This window comes from Streptomyces albus subsp. albus, assembly GCF_000719865.1.
GTDB lineage: Bacteria > Actinomycetota > Actinomycetes > Streptomycetales > Streptomycetaceae > Streptomyces > Streptomyces albus_E.
Map to the genome: position 1 here is coordinate 1 of NZ_JOID01000053.1, position 16,646 is coordinate 16,646.

Here is a 16,646-nt window from a genome sequence, read left to right on the forward strand (position 1 = left end):
GTGTGGGGGGTGGGGCGGGGTGGAACGCCGTGGAGCGGTGTGGGGGGTGGCGCTCCGGGAAGGCCGGTCAGTTCTTGATCGTGGCCAGCCGTTCCCCGGCGAAGGTGCGGACCTCGAAGTGATCGATCTCGTTCCCGTCCATGGCGGCGGTGCCGTGGACGTAGAGCGGGTCCTTGCCCTTGGGGTCGGGGCTGTCCGGGATGCCGTACCCCCACTTCGGCACCGACCAGGAGCCGACGACCTCCTCGTTGCCGTTCTTGGAGACCACGAAGAGGCTGCACTTCTCCGGGCCCTTGAGGTTCTTCAGTTCCAGCACGACGTCCGTGCCGTAGGGCTTCTGCTCGGTCGCGACCGTGGCCGAGACCTTGCTGACCGGGTCGGTGCCCGAGACCTTGGTGTCCATCGACTCCCAGGCGGCCTGGGCCGAGGCGACCTGCACCGGCTGCTTGCCGGAGCCGCCGTCGTCGGAACCGCCCGCCGTGGCCCAGACCGCGACCGGCGGACCGCCGAGGACGAGGGCCGCCGCGGCGGCGAGCATGTAGCGGCCGCGCCGGCGTGCCTTGCGCCGGTGGGCGTTGACCTCGCCCAGCAGCTTCGGCAGGACCTGCGGGCTCGGCTTGGTGTGCAGAACGGCGGGGTCGGGGATGGCGGCGGCGGGTGTCTCGGCGAGCTTGGCGAGCAGGGGTTCGATCCCCATGAACTCGTCGAGCTGCGCGGCACAGTAGGTGCATCCGGCCAGGTGCAGTTCGAAGCGCTCCGCTTCCCCCGGGTCCAGAATGCCGAGGGCGTAGGCGCCGACGGCCTCGTGCTCCGAATTGCGCTCGGGCGGCGCTGTCATGCCCTAACTCCTCGTTCTTCGAGTGCGAGCTTCATGGAGCGCAGCGCGTAGAAGACACGGGACCGCACGGTCCCGCTCGGTATGCCGAGGGTCTCTGCTGCCTCGTTCACGGTACGGCCCTTGAAGTAGGTCTCGACAAGTACTTCGCGATGCGCGTCGCTGAGATCGCCCAGAGCGTCGGAGAGCGTCATGAGCCAGAGTGCCTTGTCTATCTCGTCCTCCGCGGGCATGACTTCCAGAGGAGCCGGATCGACCTCCTGAGGACGGGCCTGCCGGCTCCGGTGACCGTCGATGACAATACGCCTGGCCACCGTGACCAGCCAGGGCCGCACCGAACCCGTGGCCCGGTTGAGACGGTGGACATTCTTCCACGCCCGTACCAGCGTCTCCTGGACGACGTCCTCGGCCCGGTGGCGGTCGCCCGCCACCAGCCGGAGGACGTACGCCAGCAACGGGCCGGCGTGCTCACGGTAGATGACGCGCATCAGCTCTTCATCGGGCACCGGCTCATCGGAGCGGGATCGCTCGGCGCGGTGCCGGGTCCTGGAAGGACGATCTTGGGACACGGCCGCATCCTTGCGCACCCGGACCTCCCGGTCGAGAGCTTGTTCAGGGGAAACGCTTACGCCAACTGCTGTGAACTGCCCGTCGGTCGGGCGGGGACCCGCAGCCCTCGTCTGCGACGGGACCCCGCCCAGTCCTCGGACCACCTGCGTGGGGGACCGATCAGTGGTCCGAGGAGCTTCCAATGTCGCCGCTTTCATAGCCGTCCTTGTCGATCCGCGTCGCACCCCGTCGCCCTGAGCGCGAGCACGGCGATCCCGGCTTCTTCCGGCAGCCTGTGGCGACTTGTGGTGCGCATGTGACGTCTCTCCCCCCGGGAGTTCTCCGCCGAAGCGCCGAGCGGACCTTCCGCTCCTCCGGCCACCCCCGTCCGGCCCGCGCTTCCCCCTCAGTTACGGAGACCGCGGGGGAGCTGCTCAAACACGCGGGAAAAAACTTTCAGCGGTCCCGGGAGCGGGCCGGTAGCCGGCCGAAGCGCGGCCGTTTAGGGGGGAGTTGGTCAACTCTGTCCGGGCACGGGGGCGTTGGCGGTGGCGCCGGGGGACGCGGAGCGGCGGCGGTGGCGGGCGACCCGTTCCCGGTTGCCGCAGGTCTCGCCGGAGCACCAGCGCCGGCGGCGGCCCCGTGAGGTGTCGAGATAGACGCGGGAGCAGGAGTCGCCCTCGCACTCGCGCAGCCGGCCCCGGGCCACGGGGTCGGTGAGCAGCCGTATGGCGTCGCGCGCGACATCGGAGAGGAGCGCCGCGCAGCCCGGGCCGCCGGCGAGCGCGCGGACGAGGGTGCCGTCGGCGGCGGGTACGGCGCGGATGACGGAGGGGGCGGGGGCGGCGAGGGCGTTCAGCCGGGCCAGGTCGGGGCCGAGGACGGAGCCGGGAACGGAACCGGGAGCAGCGCCGCCGGCCGCGTCCGCCGGCGGGCCGTCCACCTGGGCACGGATCAGGCGGCGGAGCACGTCGCGGAGTTCGCGGAACCGGTCGAGCCATTCGTGGTCGGCGGCGAGCGCGGTGCCCGGTGGGACCAGCCCGGCCCCGGTCAGCCAGGCCCGCAGCCGCTCGGGTCCGTCGAGGCGCTCCATCGGCTCCCCCGGCCCGCGCGGGCGCCCGGCGGCCGTGGCCACCAGGTCGAGACAGAGCCGGCCGGTGTCGAATCGCAGGCCGCCGGAGGCCGCCGCCGCCATGTTCCTGTCACTCCTTCGGAGCGTGCCGCGCGCCCGCGGGCGCCGGTGGGGGGTTGTCCTCCCCCAGAGTGCCCGCCCGGGGCCGTCAGGCACAGGCGTGCGACGGGACCCGTCGGCGGCCGGCGGCCGGGGGCGGCAGGCCGGGGCACCGGGCCGCGGGCGGCGGCGGGCGGCAGCCGTTACGGCGGGCCCGGGCCGGCCGGGGCGCGGGCGGGGCCGGCTGACGGGCGGCGGGCCGACGGCAGGGCGGCGGGCTTTCCGGGGGCGGCTCCGCACCGGCTCCGGGAGCCGGTGCGGCGGCGCCCCCGGCGCATGCGGACCGGGCGCGGCCGGGGCCGGGCGTCAGCCGTACTGCCGGGCGCGGTCGAACCAGGCGCCCGAGGGCCGCAGGCACATCAGCACCAGCGCCGGGATGGCGAGCAGCGCCCAGAGCAGACCGGCCGGGTTGCCGTTCCCCGCTTGCCCCATACCGAAGAGGATCATGAGCGAGGTGAAGACGATGGCGGTCACCCGGACCCCGCTGCCCCCGCTGTTGAACCGGAGCGCGCAGATGAAGGCGCCGATGACCGGAAGGGCGGAGCCGATCGCCCGGCCCGAGGCCTCGGCACCCGCCATGGCGGAGGCCACCACAACGGCGACGAACGCCAGGCCCATGGCGACGAAGAGGATCACCTGGGCCGCGCGGAGCACGCCGGGCATGGTCGCCGGCGCGTGGCCGTTCGGACCGTACGCGTACGGCTGAGCCGGGTGACCGGGGTATCCCGGCTGGGCGGGCTGCGCGGGGCCGCCGGGGTATCCGGGCTGTCCCGGGGGCGGCCCGGGGACGGGGCCGTACCCGGCGGGCGGGCCGGCCCCGTACGGCGCCGGGCCGCCGGAGTGCGGCGACGGCCCGCCGGGGTACGGCGACGGCCCGCTGGGATACGGCGACGGCTCGGCCGGTGCGGGCGGCACGGGCGGGACGTGGCCCTGGCCGTATCCCTGACCCCGGCCGTACCCCTCGTACTGCCGGCCCTGGCCGTACCCCTGGCCCTGCTGGTACCGGCCGGGGTCCGGCGGACCGGCGGCGGATGGCTGCTGCTGCGACATGGCACGAGCTTAAGACCCCGCGACCGCCGCCGCCCGGGCGCCCGGGGATGTCACCGGAGCGTCAACTCTCCGCGACCTCCGCGTACTTGGCGTCGGACGCGGTGTCCAGCGCCAGCCGGTAGCCGCGCTTGACCACCGTCTGGATCAGCTTGGGCGCGCCCAGCGCCGTACGGAGCCGGGCCATCGCCGTCTCCACGGCGTGCTCGTCGCGGCCCGCCCCCGGCAGCGCGCGCAGCAGTTCGGCCCGGGAGACGACCCAGCCGGGACGGCGGGCCAGCGCCCGCAGCAGCGCCATGCCCGCGGGCGGCACGGCGCGCAGCTCGTCGTCGACCAGGACGGCGTGCCCCCGGATACCGAGCCGGTGGCCCGCGACCGGCAGCACGCCGGCCCGGGCCGGGAGTTCCCGGCAGAGCAACTGCACCAGCGGGCCGAGCCGGAAGCGTTCCGGGCGGGCGGCCTGCACGCCGTGCTCCAGCAGCGGCATCGCCGTCACCGGTCCCACGCAGGCGGCCAGCACGTCCTGGCGCAGCGCCTCCAGCAGCGGCTCCAGCAGGCCCCGTTCGCGGGCGCGTTCGAGCAGTCCGGCCACGGCGGGCGCGCTGGTGAAGGTGACGGCGTCCAGGGAGCGGGCGACCGCGGCGTCCAGCAGCCGGTCGACGGGCCCGATGTCCTCCGGCGGCAGCCAGCGGTACACGGGCACGCCGACGACCTCCGCGCCCGCCTCGCGCAGCGCCTCGACGAAGCCGGGCAGCGGCTCGCCGTGCAGCTGGACGGCCAGCCGGCGGTCCGCGACGCCCTCGGCGAGCAGCCGGTCCAGGACCTCCGCCATCGACTCCGACGCCGGCGACCAGGACTCGGTCAGCCCGGCGGCGCGGATGGCACCGCGCACCTTGGGCCCGCGGGCGAGGAGTTCCACCCCGCGCAGCCGGGCGGTCAGCTCCTCGCCGAGCCCCCAGCCGTCGGCCGCCTCGATCCAGCCGCGGAAGCCGATGGCCGTGGTGGCGACGACGACGTCGGGGGCGTCGGCGATCAAGTCCTTGGTGGCGGCGAGCAGTTCGGTGTCGTCCGGCAGGGGCACGATGCGGATCGCCGGGGCGTGCAGCACGGCGGCGCCGCGGCGCTCCAGCAGCGCGCCCAGTTCCCCGGCGCGCCGGGCGGCGGTGATGCCGACGGTGAACCCGGCCAGCGGGCCGGGCGCGGGGGTGGGGGTGGGGACGGCGGCGGGCCCGGGGGCGTCCGGCTCCGGGCCGCCCGGGCGGGTGGCGCCCGGGGGTGAGGGCTGCGGGGTCGGGTCCTGCATGGGGGTCTGCCTCGCTCAGCTGGGGGTTCTGCTCGGTCCGGTCCGGTCCGGTCGGGATGGGCGGGGTGGCCGGGGTGGCCGGGGCTTCCGACGCCCGGTCCGTCCGCGCGCGGCGGCCGGCCGGGCCGTACTCCCATCCTCCCAAGGTCCGGTGTCCGTGTCGGTTCGGCCGGATGTCACCGGTGTTACGCGGTGACCGCGGCGCGCGCGGCCCGGACCGCACCGGACCGCGCGCGCAGGGGTCTCACACCTCCGCGTAGACGGGCTGTTGCCGCGGCTGCTCCGCGCGGCCGGCCGGCTCCGGGGCGGCCACCGGCCTCCGGAGGTATACGGCCCAGGTCACGGCCGCACACACCACGTAGTAGCCGAGGAAGACGACGAAGGCCGTGGTGCCGGACTGCGAGCCGAGGAAGGACTGGCGCAGGGCGAGGTTGATCCCGAGGCCGCCGAATGCCCCGACCGCGCCGATCAGCGACATGGAGGCGCCGGACAGCCGCCGGGCGTGGACGTCCGCCGCCTCGCCGGTGAGGCCCTTGGCGGCGGCCTTGGCCCGGTGGATGCCCGGGATCATCTTGTAGGTGGAGCCGTTGCCGAGGCCGGTGAGGACGAAGAGGACGATGAAGCCGCCGATGAACAGCGGCAGCGACGCCTGGAAGGACGCGGTGACGATCACGCCGGCCGCGGCCGTCATCAGTACGAAGTTCCACAGCGTGACCCGGGCGCCGCCGAGCCGGTCCGCCAGCTTTCCGCCGACGGGGCGGATCAGTGAGCCGAGGAGCGGGCCGATGAAGGTCAGTGAGGCGGCCTGGAGGGGAGTGCGGCCGAACTGCGCGGTGAGTACCAGGCCGAAGGCGAAGCTGTAGCCGATGAAGGAGCCGAAGGTGCCGATGTAGAGGAAGGACATGATCCAGGTGTGGCCGTCCTTCACGGCCTCCCGGGCCGCTCCGCCGTCGTTCTTCACCGGGCCGAGGTTGTTCATGTACAGCGCGCTGCACACGGTGGCCGCGATGATCAGCGGGATGTAGACGCCGAGCAGGAGGCGCGGGTTGGCCGCGCCGGCGATCGCGATGATCAGCAGGCCCAGGAGCTGGACCACGGCGACCCCGATGTTGCCGCCGCCGGCGTTCATCCCCAGCGCCCAGCCCTTCAGGCGCAGCGGGTAGAAGCTGTTGATGTTGGTCATGGAGGAGGCGAAGTTGGCGCCGCCGACCCCGGTGAGCACGGCGACCAGCATGAAGGTCGAGTAGGAGGTGCCGGGCTCCATGACGATGAACAGGGCGACGGTGGGCACCAGCAGCAGCGCCGCGCTGAAGACCGTCCAGTTGCGGCCGCCGAACCGGGCGACCGCGAAGCCGTAGGGCACCCGCAGCGTCGCACCGGTGAGGCTGGCGACCGCCACCAGGAAGAACTTCCCGGCCGGGTCGACCCCGTACTCGGGCCCCATGAACAGGGCCAGGACCGAGAACATGCTCCACACGGAGAACCCGATGTGCTCGGACATCACCGAGAAGATCAGGTTCCGTTTGGCGATGTGCTTGCCCTCCGCCTCCCAGAAGCGCTCGTTCTCGGGATCCCACCGCTCGATCCAGCGGCCTCCCTTGTGCGCGGTCGTCGCGGCCGTCATCACGCCTCCACAGGTGTCGGGACGGGGCCGGGTCGTGCCGCCGGCACCGTGCGTCCGACGCTAGGGACGGCGCGTTTCACGGCCATGGCGCCAGGTGACCGTCACGCAACCTTGCTCTCACCCGCCGGCCGCGCTCCGTGTGAGCGCCGGGGGCCGCGCCCCCGCGCGGCGGGCCGGGCCGGCAGCCGTCCGGGGCGGGCTTCCGGTCAGCGGGACATGGCGGCCTCGTCCACGTCCGGGAGCCAGGACCCGGACGGCCGCACCAGCCAGGCGCGCCGGGCGGCGAGGCGCTCCGCCGCCGCCCGCAGGAGATCGAGCCCGGGATGGCGGCCTCCGCGGCGCCACACCATCGAGACCGGCGACAGCGGCACGGGGTCGGTGAGCGGCCGCAGCACAGCCCCCGGCATGTCGATGAACTGGGACGTCGCGAGGACGGGCCGGCCCAGCTTGCCCATCACGCGGATGAACTCCTCCCGGCCCTGGATCGGCGGCAGCGGCGGCGCGACGGCGATGCCCCGGCCCGCGAAGAGCCGCTCGGCGAGATCGGTCCACTCGGCCGTCGCGTCGTTCCCCGCCGCCGCGTAGACGCTCTCCCCCGCGAGCGCGCCGAGCGGGACCTCGGGGAGTGCCGCGAGGCGATGGGCGGCCGGCAGCACCACGGCCATCGGCTCGAACCGGACGGGCAGGTGGTCCAGCCGGGCGCGGACGGCCGGGTCGAGGCCGGCGATCCGGCCGAAGGACACGTCGAGCCGGCCCGCGAGGAGATCGGCCGCCGCGCCGATCAGTCCGGAGTGGTAGCAGGCGTAGAACTCGGGGCCGGCGGCCGGCGCGATCCGGCGGGCCTCCTCCAGGACCAGGTTGCCGGTCGACACGCGCTCCCCGATGTCGACGAGAAGCGGCCGGTCCGCCTCCGCCTCGGAACACGCGGCGATCAGATCGTCATGGGCCTCCAGCACGCGCCGTGCGTACGGCAGCAGGCGTTTCCCGGCGGCCGTCAGTTCGACGCTGCGCGTGGTGCGGACGAAGAGCTCGGTGCCGAGCCCGCGTTCCAGCCGCCGGATGTCGCGGCTGAGCGCCTGCTGGGCGACATAGAGCCGGGCCGCGGCCCGGGTGAAGTGCAACTCTTCCGCGACGGCGGCGAAGGCGCGCAGCAGGCGCGGGTCGATGTCCCGGGGCATCCGCCCAGTTTGACAACGCGGGTGGTGTGAATGCGAGCGAGAAAGTGTTGGACCCCCGCGGGCCCCGGCGGCCACCGTGGCGGGGTGATCCTCTTCCTCGCCTCGCGCCCCGTGGTGGACCGCCGGACGATGCCCCGGCCGGACACCCCTCCCGCCGCCCCTGCTCCCGCCGTGGCTCCCGCCGCCCGGACCGACGCCACGGTCCCGGGCGCCCGGGATGTGGGCGTCGGGGGTGGGAGGTCTGCCGGGGACGGCGGCGTGGAGGCGGGCGGCGCCGGACCGGAAGCCGGAGGGACCGGCGGTGGCAGCGGTGGCGGGGCCGGAGACGGGACCGGTGGCGCCGCCGACGGCCACGGCCCGCCGGCGGGGAGGAGCAGCAGGCGGTCCGGGCCGTTCTCCCCGTACCGGCGGCTCTTCGCTCCCTCCGGCGCCCTGGCCTTCACCCTCGCCGCCTTCCCGGGGCGGCTGGCCACCTCCATGCTCGGGGTCTCCACGGTCGTCATGCTGGCCCTCGTCCGGGACTCCTACGCCCTGGCCGGCGCCGTCTCCGCCGTCAACGTCACCGTCACCGCCGTCACCGGGCCGCTGCTCGGGCGGCTGGTGGACCGGCTCGGGCAGACGAGGGTGGCCGTGCCCGCCACCCTCGTCTTCGCCCTCGGCACGGCCGCGATGCTGCTGTGCGTCCGGTACGGCGCCCCCGCCTGGGCGCTGTTCCTGTGCTGCGCGGGCAACGCGGGCATACCGAGCGTGGGGGCGATGACCCGGGCCCGCTGGGCGGCCCTGCACGGGGACGACGCCGAGGCGCGGCACACCGCCAACTCCTTCGAACAGGTCGTCGACGAGCTGTGTTTCATGATCGGGCCGGTGCTCGCGATGGTGCTGTGCACGACGGTGTTCCCGGAGGCCGGGCTGCTGACCGCCGCCGTGCTCCTGACCGGGGGCATGCTGCTCTTCGCGAGCCGGCGCGGCACCGAACCACGCGTGCGGGCACAGCGGCCCGGCACCTCCCGGGGACCGCTGCGGGCACCCGGCTTCCCGGCCGTCCTCATGGTCTTCACGGCGACCGGCGCCCTCTTCGGCTCCATGGAGGTCGCGACGGTCGCGGCCGTGCAGGCCCTCGGCGGCGGCTCGGCGGCCGCCGGTCTCGTGCTGGCGCTCCAGGCGGCCGGTTCCGGGGTGGCGGGGCTGGCGTTCGGCGCGCTCCGGCTGTCGGGGTCCCCGGCCGTGCGCCTGGCCGCGGGGGTGGCGGCGATGGCGGTCTGCGTGACTCCGCTGACGGCCGCCGGGAGTCTGCCCCTGCTGGCCGTGCTGCTGTTCGTGGCGGGCATGGCCACCGCCCCGACCATGGTCACCGGGATGTCCCTCGTCCAGCGGCTCGTCCCGGACGGCCGGCTCAACGAGGGCATGACCACCGCCTACACCGGCCTGCTGACCGGTATCGCGGCCGGCGCGGCGGCCGGCGGTCAACTCGCCGACCGGTGGGGCGCCCCCGGCGCCTACTGGGCTCCGGTGGCGGCCGGAGGTCTGGCGCTGCTGGCGGCCCTGGCGGGACTCCCCCGGCTGCGCCGGGTGTGAGCGCCGTACCGCGCCCGGGCGCCCGCTCGGCGCCCGGGAACGCGGAGCCCGGGAACGCCGAAGGCCCCGCTGGAATCAGCGGGGCCTTCGGCGCATGGGATGGTGGAGATGGCGGGAATCGAACCCGCGTCCAACGGTGCGGAAACAGGGCTTCTCCGAGCGCAGTTCGCTGCGATTTTCTCGGCCCCGGAGATCACGCGAACAAGTCTCCGACGGGCTCAGCCACTGTTTGATTTCCCACCGGCCCCCGTGGCCGGAGCCGGTGGTTTAGATCCCTAGCTGATGCCAGGTTCCGGGACGGGATCGAGCCCGGGCTGACACTCCGCAGAGTCGCTGTCTGTTAGATCAGGCAGCGAGGGCGAAGGAATCGCGCTTGGTGTTGGCGATTATTTTTTGCGACATATGGTTTACGAGATCATTGCCGCTTCCTCGGCTCGCTTCCCCTGCCTCGACATCCGCTGTCGAAACCGATCATCCCCATGTTGATTTGACAAGCACACCCGGTGCGGAACACCCGGTGGCGCTGTGGTCCATCGTACGTCAACAACCGACGCGGGAGCCAGATCATTCCCGCCCGGCCCCCGATGGGCGTGATCCGCGCCACGCCCCGCGTGGCCTCACCCCCCGCCGCTCGGGCCCCGCGCCGCTCAGGCCCGCTGGCGCCGCCGGACCGCCGAGATCGCCCGGTCCGTCTCGCGCCGGTCCTGCTTCTCGCGCAGCGTCTGCCGCTTGTCGTACTCCTTCTTGCCCTTGGCCAGCGCGATCTCGACCTTGGCCCGGCCCTCCTTGAAGTACAGCTGCAGCGGGACGATGGTGTGCCCGCTCTCCTGCGACTTCCGCTCCAGCTTGTCGATCTCCTCGCGGTGCAGCAGCAGCTTCCGCTTCCGCCGGGCCGCGTGGTTGGTCCAGGTGCCCTGGGTGTACTCGGGGATGTGCACGTTGTGCAGCCAGGCCTCGCCGCCGTCCAGCTGGACGAAGCCGTCCACCAGGGAGGCCCGCCCCTGCCGCAGTGACTTGACCTCGGTGCCGGTCAGCACCAGACCGCACTCGTAGGTGTCCAGGATGGTGTAGTCGTGCCGCGCCTTCTTGTTCTGCGCGACGAGTTTGCGGCCCGACTCCTTGGCCTTCTCTTTAGCCTTGTTGGTTTTTGCCATAGCGCGGTCATTCTCGCACTACGAGGCACCCGCGAGGCCAGTCAATACCGTCCTGGCCCGCTCCTCGGCGCCCTCCCGGGCCACCAGGTCGGGGGTGATCCCCTCACCGTCCACGGTCCGCCCGGAGGGCGTCCGGTAGTGGCCGACGGTCAGCTCGGCGACCGAGCCGTCCGGCAGCTCCTCGGGCATCTGCACCGAGCCCTTGCCGAAGGTCTCCGACCCCACGACGACCGCCCGGCCGCGGTCCTGCAGGGCTCCGGCCAGCAGCTCGGCGGAGCTCATGGTGCCGCCGTCCACCAGGACGACCAGCGGCAGCCCTTCGGCGGCCTCCCCCTCCTGCGCGTGCAGGGCCCGCTGCTCGCCGTGCATGTCGTAGGTGGCGACCAGGCCGCCGTCCAGGAAGGCGGAGGCCGCGGTCACCGCCTCGGCGACCAGCCCTCCGGGGTTGCCCCGCAGATCGAGCAGGACGCCGGCGCCGTCGCGGGCCTTCCGCACCGCGCGGAGGACCTCCTCGCCGGACCCCTTGGTGAAGGAGCCGACCTCGATCAGCGTGGTGCCGTCCGCCGCGGTCCGGGTGGTGACGCTCTCGGCGGCCAGCCTGGCCCGGGTCAGGGTCTCCCGCCAGCGGCGGTCGCCGCGCTCCAGGTCCAGCTTCACGGAGCTGCCCTCCTCGGCGCCCCGTTCGTCGCCGCGGAGCAGGGAGACGACCTCGGTGACGGGCTGCCCGCCGGTCTTCTCGCCGTCGATGGCGCGGAGCCGGTCCCCGGGTCTGACGCCGGCCCGGTCGGCGGGGCTGCCGGGCAGGGCCCGCGCCACCTCGATCCGTCCTTCGGCGTCGTGCCGCACCCAGATGCCGACGCCGACGTACCAGCCGTCCAGGCTCTGCCGCAGGCCCTCGTACTCCCCGGCGCTGTAGACGGCGGACCAGCGGTCGCCGCTGCGGCTGACGACCTCCTCGGCGGCGTCGCTCCCGGACTCGCCCGCGGCCATGGCGGCCTCCGCCGCCTCGGCGAGCGCGGTTTCACCGGGCCCGGACGCGTCCGCGACCGCACCGGCCCGTACCGGCCGGTGCTCGCGGGTGTCGCCGTCACGCCAGACGCCGGAGACGCCGCCGGTGACGAGGACACCGCCGAGAACCAATGTCAGGGCCACGCCGCGACGAAGGCGGCGGGGCGGGACGAACATCGACGAGCCCGACATGCCGGTGAGTCTAAGCGACGCCGAAGCGCCGTACGGGGAGTTGACCGTACGGCGCCTTGGACGAACATCACACCTTGAGGTACTTGCGCAGGGCGAAGAAGGCGGCGACCGCGGGCATGAGGAGACCGATCGCCAGCACCAGCGGCAGCTTGGCGAGGACCACGTCCCAGCCGATGAAGTTGATCAGGTCGATCCGCTCCGCCAGCCAGTTGTCGACGAGGAAGAACTTCCCGAACACCAGCAGCACGGAGGCGAAGGCGGCGCCGATGAGGCCCGCGATGGCGGCCTCCATGATGAACGGCATCTGGATGTAGAAGCCCGACGCCCCGACCAGCCGCATGATGCCGGTCTCCCGGCGCCGGCTGAACGCCGAGACCCGCACCGTGTTGACGATCAGCATCAGCGCCACGATCAGCATCAGCGCCATCACCACGAGTGCCGCGATGTTCATGCCGTTCAGCAGGTTGAAGAGGTTGTCGAGCACATCCCGTTGGTCCTCCACCGCCTGCACACCGGGACGGGCCGAGAAGGCGCTCTTGATGACCTGGTACTTCTCCGGGTCCTTCAGCTTGACCCGGTACGACTCCTGCATCTGGTCCGGGGTGAGCGAGGAGGCCAGCGGGGAGTCGCCGAACTGCTCCTTGTAATGCTTGTACGCCTGATCGCTCGACTCGTGGTGGACGGTGTCGACGACCGGCATCCTCTGCAGCTCGGCCTCGATCTCCTTCTTCTGGTCCGCCGTGACCGCGCCCTTGGCGCAGTTGGGGTCGGTCTCCGCGTCGTTTTTATTGCAGAGGAAGATCGAGACGTTGACCTTGTCGTACCAGTAGCCCTTCATGGTGTCGACCTGGTCGCGCATCAGCAGGGAGGCGCCGAACAGGCCGAGCGAGAGGGCGACGGAGACGATGACGGCGAAGGTCATCGTGAGATTGCGACGGAGACCGACGCTGATCTCCGACAGGACGAACTGGGCGCGCATGATGTCCTTTCAGGGTGTGGCCCGCGGCTACGGTGTGGTCACTCAGTGCGCGTAGCCGTAGACACCGCGCGACTGGTCGCGCACCAGCCGGCCCTTCTCGAGCTCGATGACGCGCTTGCGCATCTGGTCGACGATCTGCTGGTCGTGGGTCGCCATCACCACGGTCGTACCGGTCCGGTTGATCCGGTCCAGCAGCTTCATGATGCCGACCGAGGTCTGCGGGTCGAGGTTGCCCGTCGGCTCGTCCGCGATCAGCAGCATCGGCCGGTTGACGAACGCCCGGGCGATCGCCACCCGCTGCTGCTCACCGCCGGAGAGCTCGCCCGGCATCCGGTCCTCCTTGCCGCCGAGCCCGACCAGGTCGAGCACCTCGGGGACCGTCTTGCGGATCTGCGCGCGCGGCTTGCCGATCACTTCGAGGGCGAAGGCGACGTTCTCCCCGACCGTCTTGTTGGGGAGCAGCCGGAAGTCCTGGAAGACGGTGCCCAGCTGGCGGCGCATCTGCGGCACCTTCCAGTTGGAGAGCCGCGCCAGGTCCTTGCCCAGGACGTGCACCGAGCCGGTGGTCGCCCGCTCCTCGCGGAGCAGCAGCCGCAGGAAGGTGGACTTGCCCGAGCCTGAGGAGCCCACGAGGAAGACGAATTCGCCCTTCTCGACCTCCAGCGAGACATCCCGCAGCGCGGGCCTCGTCTGCTTCGGGTAGGACTTGGATACGTTGTCGAATCGGATCACGGGTGCACCACGGTCGACCTTGTAGAGAGGGGACGCGGGACGCCGTACAGACCAGCTGCGGCGCCCGCCGGTGAGCGTGACCATACGCGAACCCGGCGGAGTCGTGCAGTCGTCGCCCTCGTCCGAGCGGCGATTCACGGGACCATCGGGAATAAACCGGGCCATAGCGGCGGCATTTCGCCGCCCGTGGCGTCCCGGCGGCCTTCCGGCGGCTCCCTCCGGCGGCCTTCGGTGTCCTTCCGGTCTCCTCCTGGTGCGCCGGATCGCCGGGAAGCTGGCACAGTGGTAGGGGGAACGGAAGCGCTCCCCCGGGCGTTGGCCCCCGTGAGGAGGAGATCGCATGACATGCGACCGACTGGTGTGCGCCAACTGCGCGGGCCCGGTGTGCGAGGGGCGCTGCGCCGTCTGCCGTGCCAGCAGAGAGCGGCTCCAGCACCAGAACGGCCCGCTGGCGGGCCTCTCCCCGGCCGCGCTGATCGCCCTGGTGGTCGCGCTCGTCGCCGTGGCCCTGCTGGCGCAGCAGACCGCGTGAGCGGGTGAACGAACCGCCCGGCGGGGCGGCCGGCCTCCGGCCGCCGGGAGCGGGTCTCCCCACCGGCCGGAACCGGCCTGAACGACTCACGGAACTCCCAGGGACTCACGGAACTCCCGGAACTCCCGGACGAACGAACACGAGGGCCCCGGAACGCCGGCTGCGTTCCGGGGCCCTCGGCCGTTCTCAGGTGCCCTGTGGCGGGCGTGTGCCGTGCTCAGTGACGGGGCGGACCGCCCGGTCAGGCAGCGGCGCCACCGCGGCCGGCCACGATCTGCGGCAGGAAGCGGAAGCCGATGCCGCCGGCGATCATGGTCGCGGCACCGATGAGCAGGAACGCGGTCTCGGAGGCGCCGGTCTCCGCCAGCTCCTCCTTGGCCTCGCCCTGCTCGACCGGCTGCGAGCCGATGTTGTTGGTGTCGGTGCCCTCGTCGATACCGGTGTCGATGTTGCCGCCGGTGTCGGGGCCGGGGTTGTTGCCCCCGCCGGTGTTGCCGCCGGTGCCGCCGGTGTTGCCGGAACCGCCGTTGTCACCGCCGCCGTCGCCGCCGGTGCCACCGCCGTTGCCGGAACCGCCGTTGTTGCCGGAGCCGCCGTTGTCGGCGCCGCCGTCACCACCGCCGTCACCGCCGCCGATGCCACCACCGATACCGCCGCCGATGCCACCACCGTCAGCGCCACCATCGGCACCGCCGTCAGCGCCACCATCGGCACCACCGTCGCCGCCGCCGATGCCACCACCGATGCCACCACCGATGCCACCACCGTCGGCACCACCATCGGCGCCACCATCGGCACCGCCGTCACCGCCGCCGATGCCACCACCGTCAGCGCCTCCGTCGGCGCCACCATCGGCACCGCCGTCACTGCCGCCGATACCACCACCGATGGCACCGCCATCGGCGCCGCCGTCGGCACCGCCGTCGTCGCCCTCGCACTCCGAGGGGAGCAGGTCGCAGGGGTCGTCTTCGTTCTGGATACTGACCTCGACGTTCCCGTTCTCCACGGACGCCTTGGTGCTGAGCTTGCCGATCTCGACGTCGACGCCGACGGCCTGTGCGGCCCCCGCGGCGGTCAGGGAGGCACCGGCAGCGATCACCGCGCCGGCGGTTATGCGCGCAACGCGCAACCGCATCTTCTTTGTCATCTAGCTGCTACCCCCAGTAGCTGATCTCGTCAGTGGAGCAGCCATGTATGGGCTGTTGGTCGTAGTGGGTAGGAGTGACGCGGGACTCTCGCCCCGTCCGCCCCCTTCGCGCCCGCGCCCAGACATGGGCATGCCGAGCGTCACCCTTCCCAAGATTCACAGCAGCGTCAAGCGCGTTGAGCGCGCTATGTCCGTTGCGTGACCACTTGGACCGCGGGCGCGCACAGAACTGTGACGAAAACGGCAACTGCCGCCCCCGGGGCGGCAGTTGAGCGTTCACCTATATTCTCCGCGCGGTCCCGGGGCCGGTTGCCGCGGCCGCCGGGCGGGCTACTTCTCGCGCTGCTTGCGCCAGCGGATACCGGACTCGATGAAGCCGTCGATGTCGCCGTCCAGCACGGCCTGCGGGTTGCCGACCTCGAACTCCGTGCGCAGGTCCTTGACCATCTGGTACGGGTGCAGCACGTAGGACCGCATCTGGTTGCCCCAGGAGCCCGAGCCCTCGCCCTTGAGGGCGTCCATCTTGGCCTGCTCCTCCTGCCGGCGCCGCTCCAGCAGCTTCGCCTGGAGGACGTTCATGGCGCTGGCCTTGTTCTGGATCTGCGAGCGCTCGTTCTGGCAGGAGACGACGATGCCGGTCGGGATGTGGGTCAGCCGGACCGCGGAGTCGGTCGTGTTGACGCCCTGGCCGCCCGGTCCGGAGGAGCGGTAGACGTCCACGCGGAGGTCGGACTCGTCGATGTCGATGTGGTCGGTCTGCTCGACCACCGGGAGCACCTCGACCCCCGCGAAGGAGGTCTGCCGGCGGCCCTGGTTGTCGAACGGCGAGATGCGCACCAGCCGGTGCGTGCCCTGCTCGACCGAGAGGGTGCCGTAGGCGTACGGCGCCTGGACGGCGAAGGTCGTCGACTTGATCCCGGCCTCTTCGGCGTAGGACGTCTCGTAGACCTCGGTCTTGTAGCCGTGCCGCTCGGCCCAGCGCAGATACATCCGCTGGAGCTGCTCGGCGAAGTCGGCGGCGTCCACGCCACCCGCCTCGGCGCGGATGTTGACGAGCGCCTCGCGGGCGTCGTACTCGCCGGACAGGAGGGTGCGGACCTCCATCTCCTCGACGGCCTTGCGGACCGCGCGGAGCTCGTTCTCGGCCTCCTCGCGGGTGTCCGCGTCGTCCTCCGACTCGGCCAGCTCGAAGAGGACCGAGAGGTCGTCGATCCGGCCGCGCAGCTCCTCGGCCCGGCGGAGCTGGCCCTGCAGATAGGACAGCTTGCTGGTGACCTTCTGCGCGTTCTCGACGTCGTCCCAGAGGTCCTGGGCCGCCGCCTGCTCCTCCAGCTCGGCGATATCGGCCCTCATCCGGTCGAGGTCCAGGACGGCCTCGATCGACTCCATGGTCGAGGAGAGGGACTTCAGCTCTTCGGATACATCGACGACTGCCACGCCCCCCAGCCTAACGGCTTCCCGTCCGGGACCACGCAGAGGCGGGGGCGGGGCGCCCGCGCGGGGCTCAGGGGGCGCCGGTGGCCCGGGCCGCTCCGGCGGGTACGGCCGGGCCGCCGGGGG

15 protein-coding genes and 1 other RNA gene are annotated in these 16,646 nt (G+C 72.8%); 2 read left to right on the forward strand and 14 right to left on the reverse strand.

The window, feature by feature from the left end; genetic code table 11:
- Nucleotides 1–67 precede the first annotated feature (67 nt).
- From IF83_RS0128775 to IF83_RS0128805, 7 genes are all read right to left on the reverse strand, one after another.
- Complete coding sequence (locus IF83_RS0128775) at nucleotides 68–838, reverse strand: zf-HC2 domain-containing protein (protein ID WP_030549203.1); 771 nt, start codon at nucleotides 836–838, stop codon at nucleotides 68–70.
- Nucleotides 835–1,422, reverse strand: coding sequence for a sigma-70 family RNA polymerase sigma factor (locus tag IF83_RS0128780; protein WP_030549204.1), 588 nt, complete (start codon nucleotides 1,420–1,422; stop codon nucleotides 835–837). The genes IF83_RS0128775 and IF83_RS0128780 overlap by 4 nt, the downstream gene beginning before the upstream one ends.
- 479 nt (nucleotides 1,423–1,901) lie before the next feature.
- Complete coding sequence (locus tag IF83_RS0128785) at nucleotides 1,902–2,579, reverse strand: CGNR zinc finger domain-containing protein (protein WP_030549205.1); 678 nt, start codon at nucleotides 2,577–2,579, stop codon at nucleotides 1,902–1,904.
- 342 nt (nucleotides 2,580–2,921) lie between these two features.
- Complete coding sequence (locus IF83_RS31420) at nucleotides 2,922–3,665, reverse strand: hypothetical protein (protein ID WP_051723512.1); 744 nt, start codon at nucleotides 3,663–3,665, stop codon at nucleotides 2,922–2,924.
- Nucleotides 3,666–3,726: 61 nt separating this feature from the next.
- Nucleotides 3,727–4,965 (reverse strand): uroporphyrinogen-III synthase, encoded by a 1,239-nt coding sequence (locus IF83_RS0128795; protein ID WP_078843998.1) that lies wholly within the window; start codon nucleotides 4,963–4,965, stop codon nucleotides 3,727–3,729.
- A 244-nt stretch (nucleotides 4,966–5,209) separates the two neighbouring features.
- On the reverse strand, nucleotides 5,210–6,589 hold the full coding sequence (locus IF83_RS0128800) for a nitrate/nitrite transporter (protein WP_030549208.1): 1,380 nt from the start codon (nucleotides 6,587–6,589) through the stop codon (nucleotides 5,210–5,212).
- 206 nt (nucleotides 6,590–6,795) lie between these two features.
- Entirely contained in the window at nucleotides 6,796–7,767 is a 972-nt protein-coding gene (locus IF83_RS0128805; protein ID WP_030549209.1) for a LysR family transcriptional regulator, read from the reverse strand.
- Between the two features lie 84 nt (nucleotides 7,768–7,851).
- Here IF83_RS0128805 and IF83_RS0128810 point away from each other — a divergent pair, with 84 nt between their 5' ends.
- On the forward strand, nucleotides 7,852–9,342 hold the full coding sequence (locus IF83_RS0128810; RefSeq protein WP_279617238.1) for an MFS transporter: 1,491 nt from the start codon (nucleotides 7,852–7,854) through the stop codon (nucleotides 9,340–9,342).
- Nucleotides 9,343–9,442: 100 nt separating this feature from the next.
- Here IF83_RS0128810 and ssrA read toward each other — a convergent pair.
- The 5 genes from ssrA to ftsE form a co-directional block, all read right to left on the reverse strand.
- Nucleotides 9,443–9,821, reverse strand: a transfer-messenger RNA (tmRNA) gene (ssrA, locus tag IF83_RS32730).
- 168 nt (nucleotides 9,822–9,989) lie between these two features.
- Nucleotides 9,990–10,496: an SsrA-binding protein SmpB gene (gene smpB / locus IF83_RS0128815; protein WP_030549212.1), complete on the reverse strand. Its 507-nt coding sequence runs from the start codon at nucleotides 10,494–10,496 to the stop codon at nucleotides 9,990–9,992.
- Between the two features lie 18 nt (nucleotides 10,497–10,514).
- Entirely contained in the window at nucleotides 10,515–11,696 is a 1,182-nt protein-coding gene (locus tag IF83_RS0128820) for a S41 family peptidase (protein ID WP_030549214.1), read from the reverse strand.
- A 67-nt stretch (nucleotides 11,697–11,763) separates the two neighbouring features.
- Complete coding sequence (gene ftsX, locus IF83_RS0128825; protein WP_030549216.1) at nucleotides 11,764–12,675, reverse strand: permease-like cell division protein FtsX; 912 nt, start codon at nucleotides 12,673–12,675, stop codon at nucleotides 11,764–11,766.
- Nucleotides 12,676–12,717: 42 nt separating this feature from the next.
- Nucleotides 12,718–13,407 (reverse strand): cell division ATP-binding protein FtsE, encoded by a 690-nt coding sequence (ftsE, locus tag IF83_RS0128830; protein ID WP_030549217.1) that lies wholly within the window; start codon nucleotides 13,405–13,407, stop codon nucleotides 12,718–12,720.
- Nucleotides 13,408–13,747: 340 nt separating this feature from the next.
- On the opposite strand from ftsE, the gene IF83_RS0128835 reads away from it, so the two are divergent.
- On the forward strand, nucleotides 13,748–13,939 hold the full coding sequence (locus IF83_RS0128835) for a hypothetical protein (protein WP_030549219.1): 192 nt from the start codon (nucleotides 13,748–13,750) through the stop codon (nucleotides 13,937–13,939).
- A 241-nt stretch (nucleotides 13,940–14,180) separates the two neighbouring features.
- Here the strand turns inward: IF83_RS0128835 and IF83_RS0128840 are convergent, their stop codons facing one another.
- Together IF83_RS0128840 and prfB are read right to left on the reverse strand one after the other, a co-directional pair.
- Nucleotides 14,181–15,086: a hypothetical protein gene (locus tag IF83_RS0128840; protein WP_030549222.1), complete on the reverse strand. Its 906-nt coding sequence runs from the start codon at nucleotides 15,084–15,086 to the stop codon at nucleotides 14,181–14,183.
- A 330-nt stretch (nucleotides 15,087–15,416) separates the two neighbouring features.
- Nucleotides 15,417–16,523 carry a peptide chain release factor 2 gene (gene prfB, locus IF83_RS0128845; protein WP_030549223.1) on the reverse strand — a complete coding sequence of 369 codons (1,107 nt, stop codon included), beginning with the start codon at nucleotides 16,521–16,523 and terminating at the stop codon, nucleotides 15,417–15,419.
- Between the last annotated feature and the right edge of the window lie 123 nt (nucleotides 16,524–16,646).

Coding starts and splice junctions, on each gene's coding strand:
- IF83_RS0128785 (WP_030549205.1), bottom strand. CDS start 2,579: ATGGCGGCGGCGGCCTCCGGCGGCCTGCGATTCGACACCGGCCGGCTC.
- ftsX (WP_030549216.1), bottom strand. CDS start 12,675: ATGCGCGCCCAGTTCGTCCTGTCGGAGATCAGCGTCGGTCTCCGTCGC.
- IF83_RS0128840 (WP_030549222.1), bottom strand. CDS start 15,086: ATGACAAAGAAGATGCGGTTGCGCGTTGCGCGCATAACCGCCGGCGCG.
- IF83_RS0128775 (WP_030549203.1), bottom strand. CDS start 838: ATGACAGCGCCGCCCGAGCGCAATTCGGAGCACGAGGCCGTCGGCGCC.
- IF83_RS0128820 (WP_030549214.1), bottom strand. CDS start 11,696: ATGTCGGGCTCGTCGATGTTCGTCCCGCCCCGCCGCCTTCGTCGCGGC.
- IF83_RS0128805 (WP_030549209.1), bottom strand. CDS start 7,767: ATGCCCCGGGACATCGACCCGCGCCTGCTGCGCGCCTTCGCCGCCGTC.
- smpB (WP_030549212.1), bottom strand. CDS start 10,496: ATGGCAAAAACCAACAAGGCTAAAGAGAAGGCCAAGGAGTCGGGCCGC.
- IF83_RS0128795 (WP_078843998.1), bottom strand. CDS start 4,965: ATGCAGGACCCGACCCCGCAGCCCTCACCCCCGGGCGCCACCCGCCCG.
- IF83_RS31420 (WP_051723512.1), bottom strand. CDS start 3,665: ATGTCGCAGCAGCAGCCATCCGCCGCCGGTCCGCCGGACCCCGGCCGG.
- IF83_RS0128835 (WP_030549219.1), top strand. CDS start 13,748: ATGACATGCGACCGACTGGTGTGCGCCAACTGCGCGGGCCCGGTGTGC.
- IF83_RS0128800 (WP_030549208.1), bottom strand. CDS start 6,589: ATGACGGCCGCGACGACCGCGCACAAGGGAGGCCGCTGGATCGAGCGG.